The sequence below is a fragment of the Sphingobium lignivorans genome (assembly GCF_014203955.1).
GTDB lineage: Bacteria > Pseudomonadota > Alphaproteobacteria > Sphingomonadales > Sphingomonadaceae > Sphingobium > Sphingobium lignivorans.
Window position 1 is genome coordinate 256,892 of the sequence record NZ_JACHKA010000001.1, and the last position, 18,445, is coordinate 275,336.

At 67.4% G+C, this 18,445-nt stretch carries 19 protein-coding genes and 1 pseudogene; 1 reads left to right on the plus strand and 19 read right to left on the minus strand.

Annotated elements, in window-relative coordinates:
- Window positions 1-74 precede the first annotated feature (74 nt).
- The 19 genes and pseudogenes from fliS to HNP60_RS01285 form a co-directional block, all read right to left on the minus strand.
- Complete coding sequence (gene fliS, locus HNP60_RS01195) at window positions 75-464, minus strand: flagellar export chaperone FliS (protein WP_014074604.1); 390 nt, start codon at window positions 462-464, stop codon at window positions 75-77.
- A gap of 53 nt (window positions 465-517) precedes the next feature.
- Window positions 518-1,903, minus strand: a complete 1,386-nt coding sequence (gene fliD / locus HNP60_RS01200) for a flagellar filament capping protein FliD (RefSeq protein WP_184149181.1) — start codon at window positions 1,901-1,903, stop codon at window positions 518-520.
- A gap of 90 nt (window positions 1,904-1,993) precedes the next feature.
- Window positions 1,994-2,431: a hypothetical protein gene (locus tag HNP60_RS01205; RefSeq protein WP_184149185.1), complete on the minus strand. Its 438-nt coding sequence runs from the start codon at window positions 2,429-2,431 to the stop codon at window positions 1,994-1,996.
- A 57-nt stretch (window positions 2,432-2,488) separates the two neighbouring features.
- A complete protein-coding gene (locus HNP60_RS01210) occupies window positions 2,489-3,631 on the minus strand; it encodes an EscU/YscU/HrcU family type III secretion system export apparatus switch protein (RefSeq protein WP_014074607.1) in 1,143 nt (380 codons plus the stop codon).
- Between the two features lie 3 nt (window positions 3,632-3,634).
- Window positions 3,635-4,412, minus strand: a pseudogene (fliR, locus tag HNP60_RS01215) (flagellar biosynthetic protein FliR).
- Window positions 4,409-4,681 (minus strand): flagellar biosynthesis protein FliQ, encoded by a 273-nt coding sequence (gene fliQ / locus HNP60_RS01220; protein ID WP_014074609.1) that lies wholly within the window; start codon window positions 4,679-4,681, stop codon window positions 4,409-4,411. Before fliQ ends, fliR begins: the two are co-directional and overlap by 4 nt.
- Before the next feature lie 47 nt (window positions 4,682-4,728).
- The gene (gene fliP / locus HNP60_RS01225) at window positions 4,729-5,532 is read right to left on the minus strand and encodes a flagellar type III secretion system pore protein FliP (protein ID WP_420825236.1); all 804 of its coding nucleotides are present in this window, start codon (window positions 5,530-5,532) and stop codon (window positions 4,729-4,731) included.
- A gap of 1 nt (window position 5,533) precedes the next feature.
- On the minus strand, window positions 5,534-5,803 hold the full coding sequence (locus HNP60_RS01230; RefSeq protein WP_014074611.1) for a flagellar biosynthetic protein FliO: 270 nt from the start codon (window positions 5,801-5,803) through the stop codon (window positions 5,534-5,536).
- Window positions 5,800-6,129 carry a flagellar motor switch protein FliN gene (gene fliN / locus HNP60_RS01235; RefSeq protein WP_014074612.1) on the minus strand — a complete coding sequence of 110 codons (330 nt, stop codon included), beginning with the start codon at window positions 6,127-6,129 and terminating at the stop codon, window positions 5,800-5,802. The genes HNP60_RS01230 and fliN overlap by 4 nt, the downstream gene beginning before the upstream one ends.
- A 9-nt stretch (window positions 6,130-6,138) precedes the next feature.
- Window positions 6,139-7,008: a flagellar motor switch protein FliM gene (locus HNP60_RS01240; RefSeq protein ID WP_184149199.1), complete on the minus strand. Its 870-nt coding sequence runs from the start codon at window positions 7,006-7,008 to the stop codon at window positions 6,139-6,141.
- A 39-nt stretch (window positions 7,009-7,047) separates the two neighbouring features.
- On the minus strand, window positions 7,048-7,671 hold the full coding sequence (locus HNP60_RS01245; RefSeq protein ID WP_184051488.1) for a flagellar basal body-associated FliL family protein: 624 nt from the start codon (window positions 7,669-7,671) through the stop codon (window positions 7,048-7,050).
- An 11-nt stretch (window positions 7,672-7,682) separates the two neighbouring features.
- On the minus strand, window positions 7,683-9,554 hold the full coding sequence (locus tag HNP60_RS01250; protein ID WP_184149202.1) for a flagellar hook-length control protein FliK: 1,872 nt from the start codon (window positions 9,552-9,554) through the stop codon (window positions 7,683-7,685).
- Window positions 9,551-9,976 (minus strand): hypothetical protein, encoded by a 426-nt coding sequence (locus tag HNP60_RS01255; RefSeq protein ID WP_184149205.1) that lies wholly within the window; start codon window positions 9,974-9,976, stop codon window positions 9,551-9,553. Before HNP60_RS01255 ends, HNP60_RS01250 begins: the two co-directional genes overlap by 4 nt.
- Window positions 9,973-11,304: a FliI/YscN family ATPase gene (locus tag HNP60_RS01260; protein WP_184149208.1), complete on the minus strand. Its 1,332-nt coding sequence runs from the start codon at window positions 11,302-11,304 to the stop codon at window positions 9,973-9,975. Before HNP60_RS01260 ends, HNP60_RS01255 begins: the two co-directional genes overlap by 4 nt.
- Complete coding sequence (locus HNP60_RS01265) at window positions 11,301-11,966, minus strand: FliH/SctL family protein (protein ID WP_184149211.1); 666 nt, start codon at window positions 11,964-11,966, stop codon at window positions 11,301-11,303. Before HNP60_RS01265 ends, HNP60_RS01260 begins: the two co-directional genes overlap by 4 nt.
- Window positions 11,959-12,984: a flagellar motor switch protein FliG gene (gene fliG / locus HNP60_RS01270; protein WP_014074619.1), complete on the minus strand. Its 1,026-nt coding sequence runs from the start codon at window positions 12,982-12,984 to the stop codon at window positions 11,959-11,961. The genes HNP60_RS01265 and fliG overlap by 8 nt, the downstream gene beginning before the upstream one ends.
- Window positions 12,977-14,698, minus strand: a complete 1,722-nt coding sequence (gene fliF, locus HNP60_RS01275; protein WP_014074620.1) for a flagellar basal-body MS-ring/collar protein FliF — start codon at window positions 14,696-14,698, stop codon at window positions 12,977-12,979. Before fliF ends, fliG begins: the two co-directional genes overlap by 8 nt.
- 6 nt (window positions 14,699-14,704) lie before the next feature.
- Window positions 14,705-15,052: a flagellar hook-basal body complex protein FliE gene (gene fliE / locus HNP60_RS01280; protein WP_184149214.1), complete on the minus strand. Its 348-nt coding sequence runs from the start codon at window positions 15,050-15,052 to the stop codon at window positions 14,705-14,707.
- A gap of 17 nt (window positions 15,053-15,069) precedes the next feature.
- The gene (locus HNP60_RS01285) at window positions 15,070-16,356 is read right to left on the minus strand and encodes a sigma-54 interaction domain-containing protein (RefSeq protein ID WP_184149217.1); all 1,287 of its coding nucleotides are present in this window, start codon (window positions 16,354-16,356) and stop codon (window positions 15,070-15,072) included.
- Between the two features lie 369 nt (window positions 16,357-16,725).
- Between HNP60_RS01285 and HNP60_RS01290 the strand changes: the two genes are divergently transcribed.
- A complete protein-coding gene (locus HNP60_RS01290; RefSeq protein WP_184149220.1) occupies window positions 16,726-17,550 on the plus strand; it encodes a flagellin N-terminal helical domain-containing protein in 825 nt (274 codons plus the stop codon).
- Window positions 17,551-18,445 lie beyond the last annotated feature (895 nt).

Below are 18,445 nucleotides of genomic sequence, written 5' to 3' on the forward strand. Positions count from 1 at the left end.
TGCCTATCGCTGCCGCGCGCCGCTGCCAAGTGCGTGGCCGATCCGGCCATGACCGGTGCGCCGTGCGGGCGCCCTCAGCCGATCTGGTTCCAGGCGTCGGCGATGTCCCCGATGAAGCCGCGCGCCGCTTCCATCGGCACGGCGTCATTGGTCGTCGTGGCTTCCAGCACACGGCGGCGCACTTCGCGATAGACCACCGCGAGGTTCGTGGCGATCTCGCCGCCGCGCTCGAAATCGAGGCTGGTCTCCAGTGCGTGGAGAATGGCGAGGGCGCGGGTCTGGCGGTCGAGGCATTTGGCGCGATCGCCGGCCCTCAGTGCGAGAGCCGAGGTATCGAGCGCCAGGATCAGTTCGTCGAACAGCACCTTCACGAGCTGGTGGGGGCTCGCACCCTCCACGCGGCTGCCGGTATCCACGGCCGCATATTGCCGCAGCGCCCGCATCGGTTGCTGACTCATGAACATGATTGCTTTCCCCGTTTTCTGGATGATGAAAAGTCGTTGCGGCCTCTGGCGGATCAGTCGTTGCTGCTGTTCCAGGCCTTGATCTGCTGGTCGAGATAGCTCTGCGTGGCCTGCAGCTTCAGCAGCCGCGTCTGCATGTTGCCGTAGGTCTTGGTCAGCTGATCGGAATAAGTCCCGCGCTGCTCTTCGAGCTTGTCGAGATCCTTCTGCAGGCTTGCCTTGAGCTTGTCATAGGTGGTCGTGGAGCTGGTGAGCGGGCCATCCGGTCCATTCAGATAGTCCGTCACGTCCTTGAGCGCCCCGGCGATGCCGGGATTCGATGCGCTCGGCACCGTCGGGTTAAGCATCTGGGTGACGGCCGCCGGATCGGCCTGGATCGCGGCTTCGAGCTTGGCTGTGTCCAGCGACAGCGTGCCGTCGCGCTCGGTGCGCACGCCAAGATCGCTCAGGGTGCGATAGGGGCCGCTGTCCGCCAGCTGCGTGCCGACCATCGCTCCGAGACGGCGCGACATCTCGCGAACGCCGGGGTCGGCCGTCAACAGCCCGGTCGTCCCTGCGGTGATGGCGGTGGCGCTGTTCAGGGCGCGCTTCAGTTCATTGTAGGCCGACACATATTCCTGGACGAGATCGTTCATCGTCGCGCTCGGCTGATCGGTCGCGAGGGTGACGGTGGTCCCCGGGGCAGCCTTGTTGAGGTTGATCCGCACGAAGGGGATCGCGGTGGTGACTTCGTTGCTCTCGAACGCCATCTCGACATTGTCGAGGCGAATGTGGGCATTGCCCGCCGTCTGATTGCGCGTCATGCCGCCCGCTGCGCCATCCCAGGTGAAGCGCTGGAGGTCGGCATCCGCGTCCGCGCCGGCAGTGAGGGTGAAGGCCTTGCTCTCGCCCGTGGCGCCCTTGAGGACGAGGCGAGCGCCGTTCTGGTCGGTCATGACGGAGGCAGTGACGCCCGCGCCCGAGGCATTGATCGCGGTGGCAAGGTCGGCGAGCGTGTTGGCGCCGCTTGCCAGCGTGATGGTCTTGCTCTCGGACCCCACGGTCAGTGTCAGGCTGCCGGTCCCCGCGACGGCACTGGAGGCCGTGAGCGTCGATGACTGCAGTACCTGCGCCGTCGCCAGCTGAAGGACTTCGAGCTGGGCGGGCAGGCCGGCAGGCACGCCGCCCTGCATCAGGCCCACGGAAGCGACCGTTGGGTCGCTGGACGCGGGTTGTCCCCGATAGCCGCTCGTCTTGAGCAGCTCGGTCAACGCGGTGGAAAAGGTTCCAAGCGCGCTCTTGGCCGAAGCAAGCGCGGAAATCCGGGCATCATTCGTGCTGACGCGCTCGTTGACCACGCTCGCCCGGGGCCCGAAGGTCGCATTGGTCAGATCGGCGACGAGCTGAGCGGTGTTGATGCCGGAACCAATACCGAGCGTGCCTGCGATGTCGATTGCCATGAGCAGCGGTCCTTTCAAGCACCAGAACGGCTGCACGGCGACAAGCTTTAGAATATTTGCGGACAGGCCCCTGCGGCCCGCGGGCGCGGCTCAGTGCGCGGCGGCTTCCACCATGATGGGCGTGGCATGCGCCTGCGCCGCCCGGGCCTGGGCCGCCCGCTCAGCCACGGATTGGGCGACCTGCGCGACGAATGCGACAAGGGCCGGATCGGTCGGCGGCAAGGGCAGCATGATGACCGGGCTGGGCATCATCGCCAGGATCTGGCGCTCCGCCACGCTGGCGGTCTCGATACCCTTGCTGCCTGCGGGATCGATGCGGGCCAGCACGTCGGCAATGTCAGCCTGCAGCCGCGCATAATCTGCCGCCGCGGAGGACCGTCTGCTGACAGTCGGCGCATAACTGGCCTCGCTCTCGTTCTCTTCATGCGCTGACCGGGGAGGGACCGGAGCCGGGACGGCGGAGGAACCCCTTTCGGCGGTGCTGACGATCCGAGCCACGGGCCCCGTGCGGGGCAATAATTCGCTCATGACACATGCTTTCTGATGTGTCCCCGTCAACAAAGGACGGACGAGTTGCGCTAAGCCTTAATTCACGATGTTCCGACCGTCCGCATCGAAACGCATCGCGTCCGGCAGATCGATATGCGGGCGGTCCATTTCGCCGGCCATGCGGTTCTCGATGCGGAACACAAAGGCGAGCACCATGGCGACGGCCATGAACAGGCGCTCGTCGATCTGCTGGCCGGCGCGCGAGGTGAAGTAGATGGCGCGCGTCAGCTCGGGATATTGCAGCATGGGCCGGCCCTTTTCCGCCGCCAGCGCGCGCATGGCCGCCGCCATGTCGTCCACGCCGCGCGCCAGCACGACGGGCGCGGCATCGCGGCCGGGATGATAGCGCAGCGCCACCGCAAAATGGGTGGGATTGGTGAGAATCACCGATGCTTCCTCGACGGCCTTGCGCATCGATCCGTTGAGCACTTCATATTGCCGGCGCCGCAGCTGCCCTTTCACTTCCGGCGAACCCTCGGTTTCCTTGTGCTCGTCGCGGATCTCCTGCTTGGTCATGTTCAGGCGGCGGGTGCGCTGGAGGATCTGCGCGGGCACGTCGATGCCGGCAATGAGGAAGAGCGACGCCGCAAGGGCCAGCGCAACGAGCATGAAGATAGACCCCATCTCGCTGATCGCGCGTTCGATCCCGGCCTTGCTCAGGCCCTGGATCACGTCCATCCGCTCCCAAAGGAGATAGGCGCCGATCGAACCGATCAGCAGAATCTTGGCGAGCGACTTGACCAGTTCGATCAGTCCCTGAATGCCGAAGATGCGCTTGAGGCCATTGACCGGATTGAGCTTGTCCGGCTTGGGCTGGAAGGCCTGGGGCCGGAAACCGAGCGAGCCGAGCAGGGCCGGCGCGGCAATCGCGGCAATGAAGGTCGCCAGCAGCACGCCTGCCAGCGGCAGGGCGATGACGGCCAGGAGGTGCAGCGCGCGCTGCTCCGGCGCGAAGGACGAGACGTCCCCACTGTCGAAGCGCAGGCCATCCGCCAGCATCTGGCCCACCGCGCCGATCAGCGTCGGCCCGGTCGCCGCGAGCCAGGCGACGCCGGCCATCACCACCATGGCGGTGGAAAGCTCGCGGGACTGGAGGATGTCTCCCTTCTTGGCGGCGTCGGCAAGACGCTTGGGAGTCGGTTTCTCCGTCTTTTCGCCGCCGGGCGCCTCTCCTGCCATGGTTCAGCCTCCCGCCAGCACCCGGACGAGGTCGAGGCTGTCGCGCAGGGTCTGGACGATGGCTTCGCCCATCACCGGTGCGGCGATGGCGAGGAGCACGAGGCCGGCGAGCAGCGTTGCCGGCATGCCGACCGCGAAGAGGTTGAGCGAGGGCGCCGTGCGGGCCAGCATCGCCATGACGAGCTGCACCAGCACCAGCGTGAACGTGACCGGCAAGGCGATGACGGCGCCGGCCCGCGAACATCGTTCCGCCGAACCGCGCGATCGCCTCGAAGGCTCCGGCGGGCATGAGATGCCCGGGCGGCAGCGCCTGATAGCTCATCACGATGAAGCGAACGAGCAGCAGATGGCCGTCCATGGCGAGCAGCAGGAAAGTGGCGATGATGGAGAGGAACTGGCCGACGACCGGCGTCGCATTGCCGGACAGCGGATCGACCATGGTGGAAAAGCCCAGGCCCATGGCATTGGCGATCGACTCGCCCGCGATGAAGGCCGCCGAGTAGCCGATCTGGAGCGCAAAGCCGAGGCTGAGCCCGGCAACCACTTCCGCCGCGACGAACGCGATGCCCGTGACGCTGGCCAGCCCGTCGTCCGGCAGCGTGAACGGCACGCTGTTGAGCGCGGCGATGCCGATCGCGAGCGAGAGGATGATGCGCAGCTGCAGGGGCACTGCCGCCGCGCCGAAGATCGGCGCCGCGATGAAGGCGGCCCCCGGCCGGATCATGGCAAGCAGCCAGAGCCAGAGCTGCGCCTCGACGCCGGCGAAACCCGGTGCGATCATGAGAGCAGGTCCGGGATCCGCTCGAACACTTCGCGCGTGAAATCGACCACGAGCATCAGGATCGAGCCGCCGAACAGCACAAGCGTCGCTCCCACGATGATGAGCTTGGGCACGAAGGACAAGGTTGCCTCGTTGATCGAGGTCGCGGCCTGGATCATGCCGATGATGAGCCCGGCGAGCAGCGCGGGCAGCAGGATGGGCGCGGTGGCGAGCGCCGCCACCCACAATGCCTGCTGGGCGAGGCCAAGGAAGAAGTCACCATTTTCCACGGTTCACGCCTCCCCCGGTCCAGCCGCTGTCGTGTCGTGCGCGCGGCTCATGTGGCGAACGACGCGGCGAGGCTGCCCATGGTCAGGGCCCAGCCGTCGACCAGCACGAAGAGCAGCAGCTTGAACGGCATCGATATGATCGTCGGCGAGAGCATCATCATGCCGAGCGCCATCAGCGTCGATGAGACCACCAGATCGATGATGAGGAACGGCAGGAAGATCATGAAGCCGATCTGGAAGGCCGTCTTGAGCTCGCTGGTCACGAAGGCCGGCAGCAGGATGGAGAAGGGAATGTCGTCCGGCGAGCGAAAGGCCGGCGCATTGGCGAGGTTCTGGAACAGCGCGAGGTCGCTCTGGCGGGTCTGCTTGGCCATGAAGCCGTGGAGCACCCGGGCGGAGCGACTGATCGCTTCCTCCACGGTGATCTGCCCCTCGCCATAAGGCGTGTAGGCCGTGGCGGAGATCTGGTCGATCGCGGGCCGCATCACGAACATCGAGAGGAAGAGGGCAAGGCCGACCAGCACCTGGTTCGGCGGCGTCTGGGCAAGGCCGAGGGCCTGGCGCAGCAGCGAGAGCACGATGATGATGCGGGTGAAGCTGGTCATCATGAGCACGAGCGACGGCAGCACCGTCAGCAGGCTCATGAGGACGAGGATCTGAAGCGAGAGCGAGAGCGGGCGGCCCTCGCCCGAAACATCGTCGAGCGCGCGGGTCAGCGCGCCGGAAGCATCTGCCGCGGCGGGCGCGACGGCCCCGGTGGCCGGTGCCTGCGCGGCCTGCGCCAGCGCGGGATCGGCCATGAGCGCCGCGCCGGCGACAAACGCCAGCATGAGCAGGAAGAGCCGCAGCATCCTAGCCATGACGCATGTCGCTTTCCGCGACTTTCTCCACCTTGCCGCGCGAGACCGCGAGCAGCAGGCGCTTGCCTTCGAATTCCACCACCGCGAGCTTGCCAAGCGTGCCGAGCGGCATCACGTCGACGAGGCGCACCATGCGGTCGCGCTGGCCGGCGATCATGCCGGGCTGATATTTGCGCCACAGCCAGAGCGCGCCATAAGCCATGCCGCCGACCATCGGCAGCAGGATGAGCAGCTTGAGGAAGTACCAGCCGAGCGCGCTCATGCGCGGCGCTCGATGCCGGCGAGCCGTGCTTCCGCCGATGCGATCTCCACGATGCGCACGCCATAGCGCCCGTTCACCGTCACCACCTCGCCGCGCGCGACGAGCGTGCCGTTGACCATGATGTCGAGCAGCTCGTCAGCCTGCCGGTCGAGCTGGACCACGCTGCCTTCGCCCAGTTGCATGATTTCGGCGAGGCGCAGCTGGGTGGAGCCGACCTCGACCGACATGCGAACGGGAATGTCCGCCAGCAGTCGCATGTTGCCGCCGAATCCGCCGTCGGCCCGGGTATCAGCATCCAGTCTGGGTGCTTCGGTCATGTCGCTCATTTCGTGTCCTCAGGTCAGTTTTTCGATCATGAAGGCTGCGCAGCCGTCCTGTTCGCCGATCGTGCCCTGCGCAAAGATGCGGTCACCGATCAGCAGCGGCAGGTTCCGCGCAATATGGATGGGAATGACGTCGCCCGGCTTGAGGGCGACCAGTTCCGAGATCTTGAGATTGGGCCGCGCCAGCACCGTCCGTGCGGAAAAGCGCACGTCCTCGAGCCGGCGCGAAAGCTGGCGCTGCCAGAGCGGGTCCGCCACGCGCAGCTCCTCGGGGACCTTGCTGCCACCGGGCAGTTCGAGGCCGGCGAAGCCATCCTTCGGGTAGACGATCTCGATCAGGCCCGGCGTGCGATCGCCGATATCGACTTCGAAGGACTGGACCAGCACTGGCGTCTCGCCGGCCATGAGCTCGGCATGCGCCACATTGGTCTCGCGCCCCACCAGCATGGCCTCGACGGGCACGATCTCGGACCAGCACTGCACCAGCGCCGCCATGATCTGTTCGGCGAGGCGCGCGGAGAGGCGGACCTCGGTGGGCGTGAATTCACGGCGCTCGCCGGTGAGCCGCTTGCCATGGCCGCCATAGAAGCGGTCGACCAGCAGCGAGATCAGTTCCGCATCGATCCGCAGCGTGACCGGCCCCTTGATCGGCGGCAGCCGATAGATGGACAGATTCACGAAGGCAGGGACGCAGGCGTCCCACATCATGAACATGGTGTCGTCGAGGGGTTTGGCGCTGACCAGAGGCCGGCCGCCGCTGAATGGCTCCACGATCCCGCGCAGCCGTCTCGCAAGGCGGTCGCCCAGCTTCTCCAGCCCGCCGATCGCGGCGGAGGGCACCGGGCCCTGCCGCCCGAAGGCATAAGGTTGCACGTCGTTCATTCGTTCTAGTCCCCATCCGACCCCGGTCGGACACGGATGCTACTGAATAACGAAATTGGTAAAATAAACGTTATCCACCCCGCCGTAGCCGGTCTTCGCCTTGAGCGTTCCGTTGATGATTTCGAGCAGTTTCTGCTGCAGCGCTTCCTTCCCCTGGGGGGTCGAAAGGTCGATCTCGTTCTGCTGTGCCATCATCATGAGGATGGCCGAGCGGATCGCGAGTTCATGGCTCTGGACCGCCTGGATGACCCGATTGTCATAATAAGTCGAGACGGCAATGGAGATCTGCGCGAAGGCATCGCTCTCCGCCAGGTTCGACGTGAAGGGGGCCGGAATCTGGAAGTAAGTGGGTTGATAAGCGGCGGGATTCTGCGGCCGCGGTAAGTCGACACCCTTGCCTTCCGGAAGGGCTGCCGCCCCGGCTTCCTTCGCCTTGGCAAGCCCCTGGTTCGCGATCTCCTCCGGGTTCTCGCCCTTGAGCACGAGCTGCGGCTTGTTCGGGTCCTCGTGAGGCCCCGTCTCCTTGTGCATCGATCCGGCGACGAAAAAGCCCGCCGCCGCGCCGCCCCCGCCCAGCAGCGCCACGGCCCCGAGCAGGATGATCATCTTTTTCTTGCCGCCGCCTTTTTTTCCGGCGCCCTTCTTGTCCGCTGCATCACTCATCGATCTGCTCCCTAGGCAAAGCGCACACGGCCATCGGCTGCCCGCCCGGAGGGCAGGCGCGAGGACGCGTCGCTTCGCTGATTCGGTTCATCCCGGGCGATTCGGCTGACCCAATCGCCCTGCTGTCCGTGGCCGGCCCGGCCGCGCGCATCGCCTTCGCCATGCTGCTGCCCGGATTGTCCGGCAAAATTCGTCCCCTCGCGCGGCTGTCCGGACCTGTCGTCCCGTGCGGCCGTGTCCTGCTGCGTCGCGGCCTTCTCGACCGTGATGGTGCCAAGGCTGATCGAGGCGAGGCGGGCATCCCCCTGCAGCGCCGGCCGTCCTTCGGCCAGGCGTCGGGCGGCTTCATCCGTCTCGGCCAGCAGGCGCACATTGGTCTCCGCGCCATCGCGCCAGAGATCGATCTCCAGCCGCCCCAGATGCGGCGGGCTGAGCGTGAACCGGCTATGCCCCGTGCCGGCGGCGAGATCGGTGATTTCCCGCGCCATGCGGTCGATCCACTGGCCGGAAACGCCCATGTCGATCACTTGCTCGCCGAGCGCCGCACCGGCGCTTTCCGCCGGGGCAGGTCCCGCCACGACACGAACGGGCGTCGCCATGAGCTCGGATTGCAGGACCGGCGGCAGCCCCTCGACGATCGCGCGAACGGGCGCGCTCATCGAGGGCGCTTCACCAATGTTCGGACGGGCCGGGGACGATCCTTTTTCCGACGATGCATGGAAGGAGGCCGGGCGCTCGGAAGAAGAGGCAGTCGCGGTTGAGGATGGCGCCGGGGCCACCGGCACCTGATCGGCCATGCCCGACTTCGCCTCGCTCGCTTTCACGGTCCCGGAGGACCCATCGGGCTTGAGTGCGGGCCGGACGGCGGCCGGGTTGGGCATCTCCACAACCGGGGCGGACTTGCCGTCCTGCTCGCTCACCGCCTGCGCCGCGATGCCTACGGGCCGTTCGCCGGTCGGCGGCGATGCCGGGCGCTGGGCCGGCGAGGTCATCTCCGGGGTTGCTGCCTCGGATGCCGTTGCGGGTCGGGAAACCGCGATGTCTCTTCCAGCAGAATGTGAGGGCGCAACTGCGGGCGCTTCGGTGCCGACCTCGCTGATCGGAGCAGATCGGGATAGCTGGCCTTCTGCCTGCTCGGCAACACCTGCCATGGCGACCGCGGCCCCGCGCACCGGACCCGTTGCCGATGGGGTCGCATCGACGCTGGTCCGCGCGGGCGGGGGGGCACCGGCGCTCTCATTGGTCGACGCCGGCGCCGGGAGATAGGCCACTTCCAGCAGAGCAGGGTCGAGCCGGTCCGGCGTCGTCACCATCGCCGGCTGGTCAGCCTCGCGCGCGGTGTCGGGCGTGCCTTCATCCACCGGCACGATCTCCGCCGGCGCGTCGCTCTCGGGTGTCTCGCGCACGGCAAGGGCAAGCGCCTCCGCCTCGGCCATCTTTTCCGCCCGGGAGGATCGAACTGCCATCTGTTTCGCGAGGGAGAGATGAACCGGGACAGCCGGGACCATATCATCCGGCTGAGACTTCACCCCGTCCGGCCCTTCGGCCTCGGTCGTCGCCTGCCACGCTGGAGGGCGTCCGCCATCCAGCACCGGCATGTCCTCGCTATCCGACGAGATCGCCGCGGGAAGATTGCTCATTGCCGGCGTCGGAGCGAGGGACGGCGCCAGGTCCGCGCTGTTGTCCACCACGAGGCGCGGGCGGCCGGCCCCGGTCTGCCCATCCGCTTCGGCGACATGGCGGACCAGCGCGGCAAAGGCGCCGCCCGTGGCAACGCCTTGCGGCTGTGCCTGCCCTGCCTTGCCACCGGCCATCTGCGGCGATTCCTCGGCCATGCCCTTGCCGGTGATGCGGCCCATCAGCCCCGCCAGATTGATCATCATTCGGTCCCCCTGTCCTGAATCCGGCGATAGCTTGGCAGCGCCGCCAGACGGGCCTCACGCTGCGCTTCCCGCGCCGCATGGGCTTTGTCCTTCAATCGTTCGGCAATCTCGCGGTCCCGACCGGCCACGACGCGCTCGGCATCGCGCTGGTCGATCCGGCGGTTCGCATCGTAGAGCGCACCGTCGAGTTGCCGCCCCGCGCGCTCGAGCCGCGTGGCCAGTTCCCGCTTCGAGCCAAGAAGCGCGCCAGTTGTCGCGCCTTCGTTGCCGATCAGTTCATCCCGCACCAGCGCGATGCGGCGCGCATTCTCCGAGATCTGGCTGGCTTCGTCGCGCGCGCTCATCACGGCAGCCACTGCCTGGCTATGTTGGGCATGCCGCACGCGCAGCAGCCGCTTGCGGGATGCGATGAGCCGGCTCACCGGCCGAACTCCGCCACGAGGGCGTCGGCGCTCGCGGTCAGGCCGATCGTGGATTTGCTGTTCTGGCGCAGGAAGTCGAGCAGTTGCTGGCGCCGCTGCACGGCTTCGTCGATCGTCGCGTCGTTGCCCGGCCGGTAGGCGCCCATCAGGATGAGATCGCGATTTTCCTCATAGGCTGCCCAGAGCCGGCGGTAATTGGCCGCGGCGGCAAGGTGCTGCTCGTCCACGATGTCCGCCATCACGCGGCTGAGCGAGCGCCCGACGTCGATGGCCGGGAAAATGCTCTGCTCGGACAGCTGGCGGGAGAGGACGATATGCCCATCCACGATAGCGCGCGCGGTGTCCACGATGGGGTCGTCATTGTCGTCGCCATCGGCCAGCACGGTGTAGATCGCCGTGATCGCGCCACCCGAGCGGCTGTCCACGCCGGCCCGTTCCACGAGGCGCGGAATGAAGGCCAGCGCAGAGGGAGGATAGCCTTTCATGGCCGGCGGTTCGCCAAGGGAAAGCCCGATCTCCCGCTGGGCATGGGCGCAGCGGGTGAGACTGTCGATCAGCAGCAGCACATTCTTGCCGCGAGCCCGGAAATATTCGGCGATGGCCGTCGCGCGGGCGGCCGCGCGCAGACGCAGCACGGGCGGATGATCCGCCGGGACGGCAACGACCACGCTCTTGCCCATGAGCGCGCCGCCGATCTTGGTCTCGAGGAAGTCGCTCACTTCGCGGCCGCGCTCGCCGATCAGGCCCACGACGATGATGTCCGCCTCGGCACCCCCGATCATCTGGCCCATCAGCACGGACTTGCCGACGCCGGAGCCCGCCATGATGGCGATGCGCTGGCCGCGCCCTGCGGTAAGCAAAGCATTGACCGCGCGCACGCCGAGATCGAACTGCTCGGTCACGCGACCCCGATCCAGCACATTGCCGCGCACGCCGTTCAGGGGCCATTGTCCGTTCGCGAGAATCGGCCCCTTGCGATCGAGCGGCTGCCCCATGGCATCCACCACCCGGCCGATCAGCCCCTCGCCGACCTGCACCATGTTCGCCGCGCTGTCGGGTTCCACGCGCGCGCCGTTTTCCAGCGGCGCATCCTGATCCAGCGGCACCAGCACGGCGCGGCTGCCGCGAAAGCCGACCACCTCGGCGCGGATCGCATGACCGTCGGCGGCCCGGATGCGGGCCCCGGCGCCGATCGGTCGATTGAAGCCGGTCGCTTCCAGCATGCCGGCATCATGGCCGACCAGCCGGCCGACATGGCGGGGCGCCTTGTTGGTGACCTGCATATGGTCGAGCAGCTTCACGGCCTGATCGAAGCGGGCCTGCCTCATAGCCGCCCCTCCATGTCGTCCATGAGCGCGCGGAGCCTGTCGAGGCGCACGTCGGGCCCGTCCTCGACCCAGCCGTCGGCAGTCGCGAGCCGGACCGATCCGCGCGGCAGGGCCGGATTGGCCGCAAGCGCGACGCCGGTCTGCTCCATGTCCAGCAGCGGCAAGTCCTCGGGATTGACTTCCAGCACGGCGCGCGCGTCGTCGCCATCGATGCAGGCGGCGACCGCCTCGCAGCGGGCCTGCAGCACGTCCGCATCGACCGGCACTTCCCCGACGATCTGGGCGACGAGGCGAATCACGGCGTGCGAGAGCATTGTCGCCAGCGCGCCTTCGCCGCTACCGGCCAGCAGCCGCAAGGCCGAGGCCAGCTCGGCACGCGCGGCATTGTCCTGTTCCAGCGCCTCGCGCGTGAGCCGCTCCCCTTCCTGGAAGCCCTGGAGGAAGCCTTCCCGCGACGCTTCCTCGATCGGGTCGACCGGATCGAGCGTTGCGGGCGCGTGCGTGGTCTGGGCGGGATGCGTGACGTTCCAGGCGCGGCTCGTCTGATCCTCGGAATAGAGGGAACGGAAACCCTCCCCGTTGCCGGCCAGGCTGCCGAAGGCACCCCAGCCCGCGATCGGTGCCGCGTCGCCAATGCTGTTGCTGGACCAGATCCTAGACATAGTCGTCGCCCCGGCCGCCAAGCATTACCGTGCCTTCGTCCGCCATGCGGCGCGCTTCGGCGATGATTGCCTTCTGGGCTTCCAGCACTTCGGCAAGGCGCATCGGCCCGCGTTCCTCCATCTCGTCCTGGATGGACTGGGCGGCGCGCTGCGACATGCAGCCGAGGATCTTCGTGCGCAGTGCTTCGCTCGCGCCCTTGAGCGCGATGACCAGCAGGCTGTTGTCCACCGAGCGCATGACCGTGCCCAGATCCTTGTCGGAGAGCTCGATGAGGTTCTCGAAGATGAACATCTCATCCTCGATCGACTGTGCCACCACCTTGTCCCGCTTGGTCAGCGCCTTGATGATCCGCTGCTCATGATCCTTGCGGACATTGTTCATGATCGCCGCGGCCTCGCTGGTGCCGCCGCGCTTCGTCGTCGACGCACCGCCCCGGGCGTGGCCCGGACGGGTGGAAAGCAGTTCCTCGAGATCGTCGAGCGCCTCGGCGCTTACCGGCCCGAGCGTCGCCACGCGATAGACCACGTCATCCTGCACTTCGGGTGGCAGGAGCTGGAGCACGGCGGCGGCCGCCACGGGATCGAGATGCGCGAGCACGATCGCCATGATCTGCGGATGCTCCGTCTCGATGATCGCCGCGATCTCGGCCGGCTCCATCCATTTGAGCATGGCGAGCTTGGTCGATTGCGTCGGCGGCGTGATGCGCGCCAGCATGTTGTCGGCCCGCTCGGGGCCAAGCGCCTTGTGCATGGCGCCGCGAATGTGCTGGCTGGCGCCATAGCCGATGGTGGTGCGGCCCTTGGCCTTGCGCACGAACTGGTCGAGCGCGGCGTTCACTTCGCCCACTTCCACGTCGGCCACGTCATACATGGCATAGCCGAGCTGGCGCACTTCTTCCGGCTCCAGCCGCGAGAGGATCTGCGCCGCCTCGTCCTCGTCGAAGAGCATGAGCAGGACGGCGGCGGCGGCGCTGCCGGTGAGCCTGGCGTTCTCGGCCTCAACCTCGCTCTCAGCCATCGGCCTTGGCTCCATCCTTGAGCAGATCGCGCACGACCAGCGCGGCGCGGTCGGGATCCTGCTTCACGAAATTGCGGATGAGGGCGGCCCGGTCCGTATAGTCATGGGTCGAGCTGATCATGTCGAGCGTGACCGGCTGTTCCGGGTCATGCGCGGCCACCCGGCCCAGTTCGGCCTGGATTTCAGTGCCCAGCTGCTGGGTGCGCTGTTCCTCGACGACCTGCTGCTCCACCTTGGCGGCGGACCAGCGCTTGAGGAGCGGGCGACCGATGCCGAGCAGCAGCACCAGCGTCACCAGCAGCGCCGAGAGGTTGCGGGCCAGCAGTGGAACCCAGCTCGCTTCGTACCAGGGCACGTCTGCCGCCGCTTCCTCGGACTGGACGAACTTGCGGGAGGAAAGCGCCACGACGTCGCCACGGGTCTGGTCGAAGCCGATGGCGCCTTTCACCAGCGCTTCGAGCGCGGCGATCTCCTGCGCCGTGCGGGCCTTCCCGTCCGGCCCGTCGTCCAGCGCGACCGCGATGGAGAGGCGCTGCACGGTGCCGATCGCATCGCGCGTGACGGAGACTTCGCGGCCAAGTTCGAAATTGCGATTGAACGTCTCGGCCGTCTTGAATGGCGGCATGCCGGGTGCGGCGGGCGTCTGCGCCGTCGCCTGGTCGAGCGTCGGCGGCGGCGCGCCGGGATCGGCCGGATTGACGGGCGCATTGGGCTGCAGCGCGCCGGGAATGCCGCCGGCGGCACCGCCATTGCCTTGCGCGTCGCTGTTCCAGCTCCCCGTCTCGCTGCGCAGCCGCGCCTCATTCTGGGGATAGGTCTCGCGCGTCGCCTGCCGCTCGGCGAAATTCACTTCGGCATGGACTTCCGTCGAGAATTTGCCGGCGCCGACGATGGGCGTGAGCAAAGCGGTCACTGCCTGGCGATAGCGATCCTCGATCTTGGCCTGAAGCTCGATCTGCCGGTCCGTCTGCGCCCCGTCACCGGTCGACTGGCTCAGCAGCCGGCCGTTCTGGTCGACGACGGACACGGCCTGCGGCGCCATGTCCGGCACCGAGGAAGCCACGAGGTGGACGATCGCCTCGACCTGCCCTTCGGAAAGCGAACGCCCGCTGGCGATCTGGAGCATCACCGACGCCGTGGGCCGCGAGCGCTCGCGCAGGAAGATGCTCGGCGGCTCGACGGCGAGGTGCACGCGCGCCTTGAGCACGGAGTCGATCGCCTCGATCGTGCGGGCAAGGTCCATCTCCCGCGCGCTGCGCAGCTTCTCGCCCTCGACGGCGCGGCTGGCGCCCATGGGCATGGAGTCGATCAGCGTGTCGCCATCCGGTGCGCTGCGCGGCAGGCCTTCGCCGGCAAGCTTCATCTTGGCTGCGAAATAATCGTCCTCGGAGACGGTGATGGCGCCCGTGGACTTGTCGAAGCCATAAGCGATGCCGCCCTTGCTGAGCACGTCGGCGACGGCGGCTTTCTCCGTGTCCGGCAGGCCGCGAAAGAGATCGCGCTGCGGCGGCTCGCGCAGCGCCAGCCAGGCGAGGCCGGCCAGTGCGGTGACGCCGAGCAGCCCGGCGAGCGGCAAGGCGCGCTGCACGGCGGGCTGGCGCATGAAGCCGGTCAGCTGCAGACGGAGGGCCTCCATGCCTGGCCCGGCCCGGCCTGATATTGCGGGGAGCGCCGGCTGGATGGCGGGGGCGGTGATGATGTTCGCGTCGCTCATCTGGGCTTATACCGGCATGCTCATGATGTCCTTGTAGGCGGACAGCAGTTTGTTGCGGACTTGCAGGGTGGTCTCGAAGCCGACCGATGCCTGCTGCTTGGCAAGCATCACGGCCGCGATGTCGGTGGTCTCGCCCCGTTCGAAAGCCGCAGCGGCTTCGCTCGACTGGGACTGGAGATTGCTGACCTCATGGACGGCGCTGCGCAGCGCGTCACTGAAGCTGGCCTTGCCGGGCGCGCCGGCTGTCTCGCCGGCTGCCGGGGCGGCACCGCTCGCGACGTCCCGGATGGCATTGTTGCGCTGGAGGATGGACTGGCGCAGCGCCAGCACATTGTCGACGGAGAGTCCTGCCATGATTGCGTTCTCCTGCCTCAGACGGCCATGGCCAGGTCACGCATCTCGGCGAGCCGATAGCGCAGCGTGCGTTCGGAAATGCCGAGCATGCGCGCGGCATGGGCCCGATGCCCGCCGGTGTCCCGCAGGGCGGCGCGGATGGCATCCATGGCCGATGCGCGCGCTACGTCGTGCAGGCGCGCCGGCGTGGCGGGCCGGGCGGCGGCGCGCGACGGGAAAGGCGCAGGCGCTGCGGCGGGGCTCGGCGTGAGGCCGAGATCGCCAAGGTCGATGCGGTTTCCCTCGCGCAGCACGATGGCGCGCTGGAGGACATTGCCCAGCTCGCGGGCATTGCCGGGCCAGTCATGGGCGGCGAGCTGCTCGATCGCCCGGGGCGTGGGCCAGGCGAAGTCGCTGGCCGCGGCGCTTCCCGTCCGCTGGGTCTGGTGACGCAGCAGGAACGCGGCCGAAATCGCAATGATGTCGCCCGGCCGCGCGCTCAGCGGGCTGAGCTGCAGCGGCATCACGTTGAGCCGCCAGTAAAGGTCTGAGCGGAAGCGTCCGGCATCCGCCTCGACAGCGAGGTCGCGGTTGCAGGCGGCGATGACGCGCACGTCCACCGGCACCGGATGCGTGGCGCCGACGGGGAGGACTTCGCCTTCCTGCAGGGCCCGCAGCAGCTTGGCCTGCAGCGCGAGCGGCAGTTCGGCGATCTCGTCCAGGAACAGCGTGCCGCCATTGGCCGCGAGGAAAAGCCCCTCCGAGGAAGCGCCTGCGCCGGTGAAGCTGCCCTTCTTGTGGCCGAAGAGCATGGCTTCCATCATCGTTTCGGGCAGCGCGGCGCAATTGACGGCGATGAAGTCCTTGTCCGCGCGCGGCGAATGATCGTGGAGGAAGCGCGCGATGCCTTCCTTGCCGGTGCCCGTCTCGCCCTGCACCAGCACCGTGGCATCGCTGGCGGCGATGCGGGCGGCGAGGCGCATCAACATGGCGCTGGCGTCATCGCCCACGGCGGGCATGCGCGCCGGGCGCAGCAACTCGGCAATGAGCGCGAAGGCCATCGTCCTGTCCTGCGGACCGAAGGCGATGCGGGCAGGGAAGCCGCCTGCCGCCGGCATGAGGCGCGGTTCGCCCTCGCGCCACTCGATCAGGATGTCCCGGCAGGTCGCATGAGCAATTTCCTCTGCCAGCAGGATGCGCCGCGTGGTCTTGCCGCGTGGCGTCTCGGCCGCGACCGGCCTTGTGGTGAAGCAGGCAGTATCAAGCCACGCCCCGAGATCCGGCAAAAGCCGGTGGACGCGCTGGCTCATGTCGACAGGCAACATGCATCAGTCCCCAGTTCTTTTGGCCCCGCTCCCCCGAGCCGGACCCTTTCGATGCATCAGCTTTGACGGGAAAATGCTTATCATTCGGTTAAGCACGGCGAGTCATTGCCGGATGCGGCAAGATCCTGCCGCGTCGGCCAGTTGCAGGGAAACTTTGTGCGGCGGCCGCCATGACGCTTTTCCGCCCCGCTGGCTCACCTGCATGAAGACTCCCGCGCGTAGGGAGGGGCCCACAGACCGCCGCGGTCCGCTGCCGCCAGAAAATTTTCCTGCGCCCTTAAAGCTCCTCGTCCCCTCGTCGTTATGGGGATTGTGGCCGCCACCGCCCGAGGGCAGCGACCCATTTGAAAGCGGGAAAGGAACTCTCGAATGACTGTTATCGCGTCCAACATCTCTGCCATCCGCGCCCAGAACGCCGGCAACAGCGCCAATGCCGGCCTGTCCCAGGCGATGGAGCGCCTTTCGACCGGCAAGCGCATCAACACCGCGAAGGACGACGCCGCCGGCCTCGCCATCGCCACCAAGATGACCTCCGAAATTCGCGGCCTCACTGCCGCCCGCCGCAACGCCAATGACGGCCTCTCCATGGCGCAGACCGCCGAAGGCGCGCTGAGCGACATCTCCAACATGCTCGTCCGCATGAAGGAACTGGCGGTGCAGTCCGCCAACGGCACGAACGACGCTGCCGCGCGCGGCAACCTGGACGCCGAAGTTCAGGCGCTCAAGACGCAGATCACCAATGTCGCGGCGCAGAAGTACAATGGCGTCGACCTGTTCAACACGGCGGCTGCTGATGCCACGAAGATCCAGGTCGGCACGGGCTCGACGGACACGGTCTCGATCGACTCCTCGGTTGTGAAGACGGCGCTGACCACCGTTACGGGCGCCGCCCTCGACATCAAGACCGACGCTGCCTCGATCACGGCCGCTATGACGGCGCTCGACACGGCGATCACTGCCGTCGCAACCGGCCGCGCCAATCTCGGTGCGACGCAGAGCCGCCTCGAATCGGCTTCGAGCAACCTGACCTCGACCATCACGAACCTGACGGATGCCCGTTCGCGGATCGAGGATGCCGATTTCTCCGAGGAATCGACCGCGCTCGCCAAGAACCAGATCCTGAGCCAGGCCTCGACGGCGATGCTGGCCCAGGCCAACCAGAGCCAGCAGGGCGTGCTGAGCCTGCTCCGCTAAGCGGCAACAAGCTTCGGTCGGCGTCGGTTCTGGTCCACCGCCGCCGTTCGTCGGCCCCCGGCACCTAACAGTCCCCATCGTGCCGGGGGCCAAGACTTTCGAGAGGACCAGACTCGAAAACCCTCGCTCCCCCGGGCGGGGGTTTTCATCGTCCAGACCGCCGACAGAGGCACGGCGCCTGCTCGCGCCCAGGCCCATAAACGCCTTGGCCCCGCTCTCCGGGAGGGAGAACGGGGCCGGCGGGGACCGATTCTGAAGAGCCCTGGGGGGAGAAGCGGCTCTTCTTTCACCAGCGCCGGGGGAGTAGCGCTGATGAGGACTTTATAGGGTCAGATTGTCACGAGAGTTTGTCGGCGACAGTCCAAATTGTATCAGATTGTCGCAAGCGCCCGGCTCCTGTGAAGGATGCGCAGGCTCGCATTGCCGGGGCCTTCCTGCGGTGCCTGAATCGACTGCAATGGCCCGGAGGGGACAGCCTCGCGGCCCCACGGCTCACCCCGCCTGCAGGGAGGCGCCCAAAAGCGCCGGAAGACGCTGGTCGTCCGCAGCGCCTGTGCGCTGGGAGCTGACCTCCGCACATTCATCCCCGACCTCGTTTTTCCTCTGTCCTACAGACCCTTCGCCATGGCAGCCCTGCCGGACGCCACTTCCCGTCGACAAGCGACGGGCGCAGCGCAGGAGGGCTCTCTCTCAATGGAAGAATTTTCATCGTCCGTCGGGCCGCACAGCTTGCCGGGACAGGCTCTGGCGTCTGCCACATCAGAAGGTCCCAGAAGCGGAAGATGACACCGACGTGTCGTCATCTTTGTAAACTTCCAGACCGCCGCGCCCTGTTGGAGGGGCATGGCAACGCCCCCCAGGGCATCGCGCCGCCCGTCGCGCTATCCCATCCTCA